The sequence below is a fragment of the Candidatus Methylomirabilota bacterium genome, from assembly GCA_003104975.1.
GTDB lineage: Bacteria > Methylomirabilota > Methylomirabilia > Methylomirabilales > Methylomirabilaceae > Methylomirabilis.
On sequence record PQAM01000010.1, the window covers coordinates 369,859 to 382,377 of the forward strand.

Sequence of the window (12,519 nt, forward strand, 5' to 3'; positions counted from 1 at the left end):
TAGCCTCACCCTTGTGCCGGCGTAGCTCAGTTGGCAGAGCAGCTGATTCGTAATCAGCAGGTCGAGGGTTCAAGTCCCCCCGCCGGCTCCACGAGAATCGCCTCGTGAGACGAACCCGCTATTTGGCGTGGCGGCCGCCCTTTGTTTGAAGACGACACAGGTCTTTGGGGGTACCCACACATGACCCCGGGGTGAATGGTACGACATTCAGGCGTTCCCTCCGCCGTCGAGACCACGGCCAATCAAGCCCTCTGTGGAGCCGTTTATCCGGTCTGGTGAAGGATTGTAGGGGTCCCTCCCGCACAGGTGTTGATTGCTCCTGCCCGCCCTTCTTGAGAGATTCCACTACAGTTCCGTCCGTCCAAGTCACCCATGCATTCCAAAAACCAACGGTCAGAATGGGTCGACATACGCCAAAACGCGTATTGACCATATTCTGTTTGTGCGGTTAAGTCTCATCAACTGCGTGCACGTCCCGCCTACATTGGCGTCGGCGTGCTTCCGTAAGCACAGATACCGTACCAGTCGCCGAATATGGAAAGAAGACGCGGATCTATTGCAGATATCTTTTTGTTCAACATTGCGTAAGAACAACATACTGATCGGGACTTTGTTAAGTGCAATGTAAGTCACATGAATCGTGTAACTAGCTGACTACGCCGCGTTCAGAGGTTTGTTCAACTTGTGCCTTATTAATGGCCTGCCATTTGCTACGATTCCTAACGTTCGGTTGCCGCGATATGCACAGCATACTAAATTAGAGAATATATGATCTCTTGTGGTTGATTGTGAGCATCCGAGTAATACGTCGTGAAAGTCATGAGTACGATCTTTCCGAATCTCTGAATTGGAGACATGGAGGTGTCCAATGAAGATCCCCCGGATCCTGATCGTCGAGGATAATCCACACGTACTCGGCTTCCTGAATGTCGTCCTGGAACAGAACGGCTACATTCCTGTGCTCGCTTCGGACGCTGAAAACGCCTTACGTATCCTGGCCCTCACTCCTGTCGATCTGACAATCCTCGACCACCGACTGCCTGGACCGACATCGGGCTTGGACCTGGCCAAGCTTATAAAACGACAAGACGCCGGGGTCCCTGTCGTTCTCATTACCGCCCATAGCACCGAAGGGCTGGCCATCGACGCCTTGGAGGCGGGAATTAGCGACTACTTCCCAACGCCATTTGTCATTGATGATCTCTTGACAAGCATTCGACGGCTCTTGGCCTCGACCGGGTCACAGACATTTCCGACGGTAACCGGGACAGGAAACTGTTCCCTTGGACTGATTGATGAGTATCGGCTGGTCGGTCAGGCTGCGCCGATGCAAGCGATAAGGGCGGATATTCGTAAGGTTGCCAAGACCGACAGTAACGTCCTCATTACCGGTGAGACCGGTACCGGGAAGGAAGTGGTCGCTGAATTGATCTACAAGAACAGCGCACGAGCATCGAAGCCGTTCGTCTGTCTCAACTGCGCCGCCATTCCCGAGTCGCTCATGGAAAGCGAGCTCTTCGGTTACGAACGGGGGGCGTTTACCGGCGCTTATACAACCTACGAAGGGAAACTCAAACAGGGCGACGGAGGAACTGTCCTTCTGGACGAGATCGGCGATATATCGTTGTCTGCTCAAGCCAAGCTGCTGCGGTTATTGGACAAAAAAACCGCTCAACGGGTGGGCGGACGAAGAGATGTCACGATCGATCTCCGCGTGATCGCTGCGACCAATCAGGACCTGGAGACGCTGATGGCCGCCGGTAGATTTCGACGGGATCTCTATTATCGTCTGAACGTTACACAGATCAGCTTACCGCCTCTGAGAGATCGGAGAACCGATATCCCGCTTCTATTGCAACACTTCATCGGTGAGCTGAATACCCGGTTCCATAAGCGAGTACGTGGGATTTCCCCTGTACTGATCGAGCGGCTGCTGCAGTACGACTGGCCCGGAAACGTCCGGGAACTCAGGAATATCGCCGAGGCCTGTCTGATGGGCCTGGATGCGGGTATCATCAATCTTATCCACCTCCCGCACCGGTATCGAGACAGATTGCTTGATAACAGGACGGACGAAAAGGAGGCGATCATGAGCGCCCTCTTTTCGACACAATGGAATAAGAGTCGAGCTGCCCAAAAGCTGCACTGGTCTCGGATGACGCTCTATCGAAAACTCGCGAAATACCATATTCTCACGAGTCACAGCAAAATCGTAACGGGCACACCGGTATTGTCGGATAACAAGGTGTAACATTCTTCTTTTGATGTGACACCAGTGTGACAGGAGATTGTGACAGTCCACGATCGCGGTCCCTCCCCCAGCACTGCCGCCCTCGACACCAGCTAAGGCACTGATTGTGCGTGTTTTCTTAACCGTTACCGCTCCTGTTTCTCCGTGACCCGATCCCTGCATCAGTTCAAGAAGACGTAACGCCTCCTGTAATATCCCCTGCCGAGCCGTACACTAGCCTGCCTCGGTGAAATCGAGAAAACCGCCGAAGCAATCGCTACTTAGGTGGGATCACTCCCGACCGGTATGGACCGGCCCAGATCTTGCCATGGCGAAGATCAGCCCCTTATAGCATTAGCAAGCGCTGATTGCTCACGGACTTACAGCCGATGAGACACTTGCCTTTGGATCGAAAAGCCAAAGGCCATCATTCGTACATACGTACGGGCTTTGCCCTTAATTCCTTTTGTAAACCAATCGCCGGTAAAGGAGGGACAGGTGATGGAAAAGGAAGAGAAGGAAAGTCATCAAGCGGGAGCCGACCCTATCGAACATGAGGAGATTCATGACGAAGACTTCCAGTTTGTCCTCCGGGAATTGCTCAATGCCTACCGACCAATTCTGGAAGAAGAACTCAGCCGCGCTAGCGCACCGGAACGTTTGAAGGAGGAGGCGGAAAAGAAACCCCCGAGTTGTGAAGATGAGCTGGCGTTGGCCAACCGGATCTTCGAAAGGTTCTTCACTGAGGAAGTCGCGGTGCGACTATTGCCGGAAGAGGGTCGGCAGCTTCTCGGGCCTATTGACCGCTGGCGATGGTGCTTGCTGCACATCCGTTGCTGTATCATTTTTGGCTGGTTGGTGTGTCGAGGCCCGCGAACCTTCCGAGCCTTTGTCTATTACCTGTACCGGTATTGGATCTGTGTTCGTCAGGCGCTGGGCACGCCCGTCAGCAGCCCGCCCACCCCGGAACAGCGACAGGATTTCCAGACCCTTGTCCAGGCGCTGGCCGGTGCGTATAAGCCGTACCTGACGGACCAGTTGGCCACGGTTGAGTTTCCGGCCGGGATACCCGATGAGGTCCTCACCGGTAAGATCGACTGCTTCGAAGGCGAAGAGGCGGCGGCGGCGATCTTCGAACGACTGTTGACGGTCGAGACTGCACAGGCGCTCTTGGGCAAAGAGGCGTTTGCCGCCCACAGCAAGGAGTCATGGTTCTGGTTCTGTCGGTGCTGGTGTCTGTGTGCCATCCGCTTCGGTTGCTGTCTGGCCAGGGCGCGTGGCTTCATCGACGTATTCCGCTGTCTGGTCTTCTATCGCCGTTGCCTCCGGGACTGCTTCCGACCGTTGACGTGTGACATCATCAAGCCAGCGATGAATGCATGTGCCGCAGAGCAGTTCTTCCCCGGTCCCAGTGTCCTAGGCATCGAGATCGTAGGGACAGCGACTGGTGGGTTCTGCGATTACTACACGCTGGAATGGAAGGCCGCCGGGGCACCTGATAGCGACTACACCTCTGTTCCGGCAACAATTGTCTATCCGGGCGGAGCGGCAACGGGTGCCTGCGGCGTCGTGAACGGGACGTTGGGCTATGTGAATACGGCAGCTGCTGCAATTCCTGACAGTATCACCGTACGGCTCTGCGTTTTTGCTGTTGCGGGCACGGGTGTACCGCCTTGCTGTGATACGGTGGATTTCCAAATCTTCCGGCAACGCGTTTGGATTACCGGGATCGAAGGCGTGCTTGTGGAATCACCGCCGGGCGTGCTGAATCCGGTTTCGCAGCTCAAAACGGGCGGCGTAGTGCGCTCCTTTGGTACGGCGCTCCAGATCCATGGCCGTGCGTGGGTCGGTAAGTGCGCGGGTAGGGAGATCAAGCGATATACGCTGTCATATCAGCCGGATTTCGTGGTCGATCCGATCTTGGGCCCGTGGACCCAGTTTTGGCAGGTGGACTATCTGACACCGCTCCAGAGAAAAGAGATCCAGACGCTCGAGTTCCCCTTGACCAGTTCCTGGCTTTTTCAGCCCATCTGCTTACCGCCGCCGTTTGATGCGATCTGCTTCCCTAAAGATTGGCTGTTGCCGACGCGTTGGCAGTCTGGCCGGAACTTTCCAAACATCCCGGTTGCGCCACAATCTTTTCCCGTGGATCCGCAGGTGCCGGCGGTGGTATGGGCTTCGCAGCAGTTGCCACTGGTGGTCAACTGTCAGTCTGGCAGATACACCATACGGCTTGACGTCGAAGATACCATGGGCGACCACTACTACGATATCCAGCAAGTCTGGTTTGACAATAAGGAAATCCATGGGCAGATCACCCAGGTGGCCGGCGTGCCGCCATGCGCCACGATTAATCTAAGCGATTTCGCCGCGCCGGGGGCCAACTGCGCTGTGCCTTGGCCGGCCGAACTACTGGGGATCGCTTATGACGAGTACATCGAAGAATTGAACTTTGTCATCCCAAGCGACAACTTCGGGGGCTACGGCTTGTGGATTAAAAAAGATGGTGCGCCGGATCCAGGCGTTCCTTTACCGATTCCGGGGCCAGGAGCGCCACCATGGGGTCCTCCGTTTGTGGGCACCTCGCGAGTGGGGAATCCAGATACGCGATGTTCCACCGCGGTTCCGCCTCCGGGGCCGATTCCGCCGCCGCCCGGCGTGTCCGGGGTGCTGGCTAGCTTCGATATGCGGAGACTGGACGCAGTGTGCAATCCTGTCGAACCTGCGTTGACTCTAAACCGAGGCGAGTGTTGTGGCTACGTCGTCACGCTGCTGGTCTGGGATACTTCAGTGTGCCCCAGCCTAGGCAACGACCGCCATCAAATCTGGCATCACTTTCCCATCTGTGTCTGCAACGATCTGCCGAAGACGTAGGTCATGCAGTGACGAGATGAACGAACCGGGTGTATGGCTGAGGGTTGTGCTGGCCGTCCTCGCGACCTGGCGGGTCACGCATCTGCTGGCGAACGAGGACGGCCCGGCCGATCTGCTGGTACACCTCAGAGCACGGCTGGGTAGTGGACTGCTCGGCAAGTTGATAGACTGCTTCCAATGCCTCAGTCTGTGGGTCGCGGCGCCGATGGCGCTGTTTGTCTCCCAGAATCTGGTGGAATGGCTACTCATGTGGCTGGCTCTCTCGGGGGCTGCGTGCGTTCTGGAGCGGATCGGTCAGCCGCCTGTAGTAATGGAGCCGATTCCCCCAGAAACGAAAGGGAACGTCGAGGTTAACGATGGGATGTTGTGGTCAGAAACGGGCGGACCTCAAGGGCGCGTCCGTACCGACAACAGCACCGGCCGTCACGCAACCCGCGCGTAAAGAGCCGCTCGCAGGGTACGACCAACAGACGCCGGTACGGACGGAGCCTGTGCCTTATGCGGTCATGGTCCGCTATTTGGAAAGTTCACCCATTCTTGTTCGTGGCCCGGTAACGGGGCGGTCCTATCGGTTCTCAAAAGATCAGTCTGTCCAGCCGATCGACCCCCGTGATGCGGAGGTGCTGGTGCGAACCCGCTTCTTTCGGCGGAACGTCTAAACGCGGTATGTATAAGAGAGCATCCCTTCGTCGCCGGCGCCATGACAGTTCGCAGACGCGCATATCATCGGTCGCTTCCGGCAGAGAGAAAGGAGCGCCCCCTATGAGTGTTCGAAGGACGATTATTGGCGCAACATCTAAGCCAAAGGAGGAACAATCCAACGGACACAGTGTGAGGCCGGCTATATCAAAGGTCCGGTTTGGCGGCCTGCTTCTCGCATCTACGTTCTGCTTGTGGTCCCTGAGCATGAACGTCAGTCCGGTCTATGCCGGCTGTTGTGAAGAAGGCACGAAGGAGGTCTTTATCGAGCATATCGAGGAATATACGGCTACGGGTAATACCGATCTGCCGGGATGCGCAGACACCACCCAAGGGCTTTACGAGGAGTTTGGTGATGCCGGCGGGTGGTCGCGCACCTGGTACGCCGATTTTGACGCGTGGGAAAGCGATTGGAAAAAGACGTCTCTCTCGGGAGGTGAGGACGCAACCTGGGCAGACGCACGGGACTTCGGATACTTCTGCGGACACGGCAACGTGGGACGCGTCCGTTTCACGACGAACAACACCGATCAACGTCTATGGAACACCGATACCGGTTTTGCGGACGTAGACCTGGAGTGGGTGACCTTTGATACCTCCAATACGTTGCAGGTGCAACCGGGCGCCGCGGAACTGGACACCTGGTATCTGAACGCGTTTCAGGGGCTGCATCTGCTGATCGGTTGGCACGATTCTCCTTTAGATGGTGACACAGGAGGTGAGTTTGCCGATGAGATGATCGACTGGGGGTTTTGGGATGGCGGCGGCAAAAAAATTACGACTGCCTGGTTTTCGAGTTCAGGCGGCTGCACAGATCAGGATGATGGCACGACTCAAGTCGTCATGGCCGAGAATCTGGTCCATTATGATGACTATGTTCACGGGCAGGGCTCTGTTGCTGCCGATGCTGCTCCCGATGGGAATTACTGGATCTGGTCTCACGATTGTTAGAGGAGATCGGCATATGAGACATTCCAAGACTCTCCTTATAATCAGCGTCCTAATTGGTTGTGTAGCTCTCTTCTGTCCGCCGACAAGCGCCCAAGATAACGAGAAGATAGACTATCTCTTTCCTAGGATACCGGCCTACAGAACAGAGGGTCCTCCAATCCCGCCAAAGGTCCTCCTCAAGGTATCGCCGCCCGAGGTACCGGCCAAACTGTACACGTACCAGGTGCAGCCGATCAGGGTGGATGAGGCCTATGTGCAGCGGCTGGCTGCGGCCTTTGGACTGCAGGAGAAACCGCAGCGCCTTCAGGACAGAAAATGGGAGGTTGTTGAAGCCGGTGAGAGTTCCGATCAACGGCGCAGCTTGCAGATCTACGAGGCCTCCGGGGGACTCTCGTATATGTTCGACAATCTCATCTTTGCCCCCGTGGGTCGGCAACCCACGTTGCCTTCTGATGCCCAAGCCCACCAACTTGCCGTGCACTTTCTCAAGGGGAAGGGTCTGCTCCCCCATGACGCACTTACGGAGATCCAGCAGATCCGACTTTCCAAACCTACCTTGACGGAACGAAGCGCCAAGGAGAAGAAGAATCTTCGAGAGATCGTAACCGGAATTGAAGTGCGTTTCCCGCGAGCGCTTGATGGCTACCGGGTAGTTGGGCCCGGCTCGAAACTGTACGTAGCCTTTGGCGAGGGTGAACGTATTCTCGGCGTGACTCGGGTATGGCGGGAGGTCAAGAAGTCGGATCTGACTCTGCCCTCTATCAGGCCCAAGGATGCCCTGCGGTTACTGCAACAAGGGGCGGGGGTTATGGATGCCGATCCGGCTTGTGTCCGCGCAGATATTACACGGATGGAGCTTGTCTATTGGATGGACAGTCCTCAGGTGGAACAACGGGTCAGTCTACCAGTCTATCGCCTGGAAGGTAAATGCGTCTCCGTCGAGGGCAAGGTGTCAGGCGAAGTGAAGGCCTATGTACCGGCGGTACTGAACAAGCGTTTCAGTAAATAACATGCCGGCTCGGCTATGGGTATGGCCGTACTGTGTGACGGACAACAGATAAGCGTCGGGGCGTTCAAGGCGCAAATCCTCGGATGGAGCGGCGACTGACGTGATGCGTTGCGATACCGGCTACATCAGTAGCGAGGTGGCGTCGGACAGATGAGTCGCGTAGCCCGCGCGGAAAAGGAGGAAAAAGCCATGAGGGAAGAAAAAGCGATGAGCGGCAGCATAGAATCAGCATTTGGCGGCACTGCCAATGTACGGACGCGACCGGTCTCCCGTCTCCGGTCCGGTCTGTACTGTATCCTGCCGCCGCACATGCTCGAATCGATTGCCCAGAACGGAACGGTGCAGCAGCGCGCTCGCGCGCTCCAGACGCTGGCCGTCGACCATACGTTGCGCGCGCTTCGCGCGGCGCCACCCCAAGCGGCTCGGGCCGCTCGAGGGCGGCCTGGCATGCTGGCGCTCGCAGAGGGCCAGAAACAGCGCACGATCTCCGATGCCCACCACACCCAGAACCTGCCGGGAAGCGTGGTGCGAGCCGAGGGCGTACCGCCCACAGGTGATCCCGCAGTCGATGAGGCCTACGATGGACTTGGCGCGACGTACGACCTGTTCTGGGATGTCTATGAGCGCAACTCGATTGACGACGAGGGCATGCCCATGGACGCGACCGTCCATTTTGGTGAAGACTACAACAACGCCTTCTGGAATGGCGAGCGGATGGTGTTCGGCGACGGCGACGGCGAACTCTTTAACCGTTTTACCATTTCCATCGACGTCATGGGCCATGAGCTGACCCACGGCGTCACTGAGGATGAAGCCCAGCTCGTCTATTTCTTTCAGCCTGGCGCGCTGAACGAATCGATGTCGGATGTCTTCGGTTCGTTGGTAAAGCAGTACGTGCTGAAGCAGACCGCCGACGAGGCCGACTGGCTCATCGGCGCCGGACTCTTTACGGCGAACGTCAATGGGGTTGCGCTGCGTTCCATGAAGGCCCCCGGCACCGCGTATGACGACCCGGTAATCGGCAAGGACCCTCAGCCGGCGCATATGACGGACTTTGTCTACACATTCAGCGATAATGGCGGCGTGCACATCAATTCAGGTATCCCCAACCATGCCTTTTACCTGGTCGCCACACAGCTTGGAGGATACGCCTGGGAGAAAGCGGGCCACATCTGGTACGAGGCGCTGCGTGACCCGAAACTCAAGCGCAATTGGGGTTTTCGGCGATTCGCCAGGCTGACGATCGCCAATGCCGGGCGATTGTACGGCGAGGGAAGTTCTGAGCAGACAGCCGTACGCTATGGTTGGAGCCAGGTGGGGATCGTGATCAACTAATCTGGGAGGCGTGTAGTGCGGATCACGTTTACCATGGAGGGTGGTATTGCCTACCTTCCTGGGTTGAGTCACCCGGTTGTGATCGACAGCAGCCAACTGCCCGAGCAGGAGGCCGGCGAGCTGGAGCAATTGGTCGAGGCTGCCCGTTTCTTCGACCAGCCCGCCATCATGGGTTCGCCGGAACGCGGCGCTGCCGACTACTACCAGTATACGGTAACCGTCGAGATTAATGGTCGGCGGCATACCGTTCGTGTGACCGATCTTGTTGAGGATGCCGGCCTCCAGGTGCTGCTTCGCTATCTGAGGGCAAAGGCGAAGGCGCTGCGGGCCGCGGCGCGAACCCGTCCCTCACCTGAGCGCACCGATAAGCCTGATGATTAGCGGGGATGGTACAACCTTACTATGTTGAGGTCCTTAATGAATCGTGGATGTGAGGATCCCCCGGAAGGCGGGCTACTCGAGGGGCGCTACGCCAACTATTTTACGGTTGGCTATAACGCGTTCGAATTTCTGCTTGACTTCGGTCAATTCTATCCAGAGGGCAAGGAGGCCAGACTGCATACCCGGATCATTACCAACCCGATCTACGCAAAGACCTTGCTAGAGCTCTTGCGGGAGTCCATCGATCGATATGAACAGACCTTCGGACACATCGCCGAAGGGAGCGAAGAAGGGCCCAAGTTATGAGCAACGGCAGTCCTCCTCTGGATCAAGTTGTCACGGCCATGCTCGGCCGCCTGGACGATTATCTCCCATTACCATCGCTCCCATTGCCTGTTCCGAGTGTGTCGGTGGCCAGCGTGAGAGAGCGCGCCGTTGGGCTGGGTAACCATCGAGGTATGGAGACACGGGGTTCTTTCGCCGTCGTAGAGCTAAAGGGCATCCGCCTGGATGCGCTGGCCAGATTTCAACTATGGGCGTCCGGGCCGACCGAGGCCGACACAGCCATAACCGACCTGAATACGCGGCTGATGGCTGACCGCGACAACCTCCAGGTGCAAGGTTTTCTGCGTATTGCGCTCGAAGCGACGTCGCTGGCCGACCTCGTGCCCCCGCCTATCAGCGCCTGGCGCAAACATGCTGACTACCGGGTACTGTATGAGTATCCCTATACGGACACCGATGGTGGGGCAGAGAGCCTCATCGCCCGGATCCCGGTCGGCATTGACAACGAGTTCGGCGAGGCCACTACGGTAACTGACGAGATGGTCCGGTGGGATAACCAGGATGCGGCGGCGCTGGTCGTGCGAGGTCGCTTGAGCGTGGGCCGCCTGTCGGCCCTGGCCTTCGTTTCCGGCTTGGCCCCGAGCGGGACAGTCACCCTCACGCGGACCTTCGATGGTGCGGCCGGCGCGCCAACAACCCATGCCACGCTGGCGGCCTTCCTGGCTGCTGTCGCCGCCCTGAACGCGCCGGAGCGCCACGCGCAAGTGACCTTTGCCTCAGTGAGCGATTTTCTGGCTGCTTTCAGCGCCGCCGGCGACCCCGTGACGCTGGGCGATTGGGACCTCGACGGCGCGCCGGACAGCTACCAGCCGCGGACACTGACCCTTGAGCCGGCCATTCGGTTGCCTGGGGCAGCCGACCGTCTGGAGATCACTTACCAAGGCGCCGCTTTTGACCAAGTTGCCGTCGTGTACTTGCGTGCGACGCGCAGACCAAAGAACTGAGGAGTGTCGAACGATGCCTCGCCGATGTTAGGTGCTCAGGCGGAGGCGATGCACAAGCCGAACAAAAGGAGGGGGAAACATGGCTGAGATGGTATTACCAGGCGTTTACATCGAGGTGCGACCCGAAGGGCTGATCGTGCCAGGTCGGGTGACAGTGGGCAACCTGGGCGTGGTTGGCACGGCCAACAAAGGCCCCGTCGGGGTATCCGTGATCTTAGGCAGTTACACCGAGGCGCGGGAGCAGTTTGGCAACTACGACTCCTTTGGGACGCCCAATGAGCTGACGCTGGTGCGCGCGCTGGAGTTGGCCTACAACCACGGGGCAACGACGGTCATTGCCGTGAGAGTAGCGTCTGGCACAGCCGCTAAAGCTGATTTCAAGTTGAGCTCGTCATCAGGCGATTGCTGCCGCCTAACTGCCAAATCAGAGGGGGGGTGGGGCAACGAGATCGAGATCAATGTCTGGGACGCTGAGGAGGACAGTTTTGTCAGCGACGAGGCGCATAGCGGGGGAGGTGCCATCACTTTAACCAACACACCCATTCAGAGCGCCCGCAACCGTATCTCGGTATTTGTAGACGCCACCAAACGGACCACGTTACTCAATATTGTTTACAACACCGGAGGACCCCCTGCCCTGGGTGGGGTAGATATCAATACGACTACACGGGCTCTCACATTCAATGCCGCAGAGGTCCCCGCGGCGGCGGACAAGGTGACGGCATCGTATGTCGTGGGCAAGAGCGACAGCAGAAAGATTACGCTGCGCTATCGCGGTGCACAAGAGGTGTACACCGTAGCCAGCGGACGGGATCTGGCAGCCGATATCGCAAAGACCTCGGTCTTGGTCGATGGGACCGGACTGGCCAACCAAGATGAGCCACCAACTAAATTTAGCAGTGACGATGACTTTCAACTCTTCGGTACGGGCGCCAACACGCGTGGCGACGACGGTGCAGTCGGAGCGAATTACAACGACGGGTTGGAGAAACTGCTGAATGAACCAGCCCACATCATCATCGCTGCGGGCCAGGACAACAGCTTTGGAGATGAACTGGACGCTCACTGCCAGCAGGCTTCGACCGACTTGGTTAAACGCGACCGGATTGCCGTGGTCGGCACAGCGCTCGGGGCCACCGTCGACTCAATCCGTGGCCATAACCTGGACAGCGACCGGGTTATCTTCGTTGCCCCCGGGATCAAGGTCACCGATGCGGCGGCAACACCACCGGTCGAGGTTACGTTACCTGGAGCCTACGCGGCCGCGGCCGTAGCGGGCTTGCTGGCCGGTCTTTCCGCTCATATCAGCCCGACCAACAAGACTATCCACGTGGGCGGGCTCCAACGGCGTTACACGGCTGCTGAGTTGACCCAACTCGTGCAGAGCCGGGTGCTGGCGCTGGAAGAGCGGCAAGGCTTCCGCATCGTCAAGGGTATCACCACGTCCTCCAACACCGCGTGGCACCAAATCACAACGCGCCGCATCGTGGACTTCGCCAAATACGGCGTACGCTCCGCCGCCAATCCGTATATCGGACGCTTGAACAACGAGCGGGTACGGGCGGCTCTGAAGGCCACCATCAACAGTTTTCTACAGGAGATGGTGGATGACGAGATGCTGGTGAGCTACGACTTGGAGGTCAGCGCTACTCGCGACGAAGAAATCAAGGGCATCGCTCGAGTGACCCTCGTGCTGCGGCCGACGTTCAGCATCGACTTTATCAAAGTCACCATGTTCTTATTCTGAGGAG

9 protein-coding genes, 1 tRNA gene and 1 pseudogene are annotated in these 12,519 nt (G+C 57.8%); all 11 read left to right on the plus strand.

The genetic code is table 11. From position 1 onward, the window contains the following. The first annotated feature begins 15 nt into the window (after window positions 1-15). Window positions 16-91 (plus strand) — tRNA-Thr (locus tag C3F12_08645). A 777-nt stretch (window positions 92-868) separates the two neighbouring features. Then, window positions 869-2,251 carry a hypothetical protein gene (locus tag C3F12_08650; GenBank protein PWB46117.1) on the plus strand — a complete coding sequence of 461 codons (1,383 nt, stop codon included), beginning with the start codon at window positions 869-871 and terminating at the stop codon, window positions 2,249-2,251. Between the two features lie 480 nt (window positions 2,252-2,731). Then, the gene (locus C3F12_08655) at window positions 2,732-5,104 is read left to right on the plus strand and encodes a hypothetical protein (GenBank protein ID PWB46118.1); all 2,373 of its coding nucleotides are present in this window, start codon (window positions 2,732-2,734) and stop codon (window positions 5,102-5,104) included. A 16-nt stretch (window positions 5,105-5,120) separates the two neighbouring features. Then, window positions 5,121-5,393, plus strand: a pseudogene (locus C3F12_08660) (hypothetical protein). Window positions 5,394-5,866: 473 nt separating this feature from the next. After that, a complete protein-coding gene (locus tag C3F12_08665; GenBank protein ID PWB46119.1) occupies window positions 5,867-6,754 on the plus strand; it encodes a hypothetical protein in 888 nt (295 codons plus the stop codon). Between the two features lie 13 nt (window positions 6,755-6,767). Next, window positions 6,768-7,763: a hypothetical protein gene (locus C3F12_08670; protein PWB46120.1), complete on the plus strand. Its 996-nt coding sequence runs from the start codon at window positions 6,768-6,770 to the stop codon at window positions 7,761-7,763. Window positions 7,764-7,970: 207 nt separating this feature from the next. Next, window positions 7,971-9,098 (plus strand): peptidase M4 family protein, encoded by a 1,128-nt coding sequence (locus C3F12_08675; protein PWB46410.1) that lies wholly within the window; start codon window positions 7,971-7,973, stop codon window positions 9,096-9,098. Between the two features lie 15 nt (window positions 9,099-9,113). Next, on the plus strand, window positions 9,114-9,479 hold the full coding sequence (locus C3F12_08680) for a hypothetical protein (protein PWB46121.1): 366 nt from the start codon (window positions 9,114-9,116) through the stop codon (window positions 9,477-9,479). Between the two features lie 21 nt (window positions 9,480-9,500). Further along, the gene (locus tag C3F12_08685) at window positions 9,501-9,785 is read left to right on the plus strand and encodes a DUF3467 domain-containing protein (protein PWB46122.1); all 285 of its coding nucleotides are present in this window, start codon (window positions 9,501-9,503) and stop codon (window positions 9,783-9,785) included. Continuing rightward, the gene (locus C3F12_08690; protein ID PWB46123.1) at window positions 9,782-10,768 is read left to right on the plus strand and encodes a hypothetical protein; all 987 of its coding nucleotides are present in this window, start codon (window positions 9,782-9,784) and stop codon (window positions 10,766-10,768) included. Before C3F12_08685 ends, C3F12_08690 begins: the two co-directional genes overlap by 4 nt. Window positions 10,769-10,847: 79 nt before the next feature. After that, window positions 10,848-12,515 carry a phage tail sheath protein gene (locus C3F12_08695; GenBank protein ID PWB46124.1) on the plus strand — a complete coding sequence of 556 codons (1,668 nt, stop codon included), beginning with the start codon at window positions 10,848-10,850 and terminating at the stop codon, window positions 12,513-12,515. Window positions 12,516-12,519: the final 4 nt, after the last annotated feature.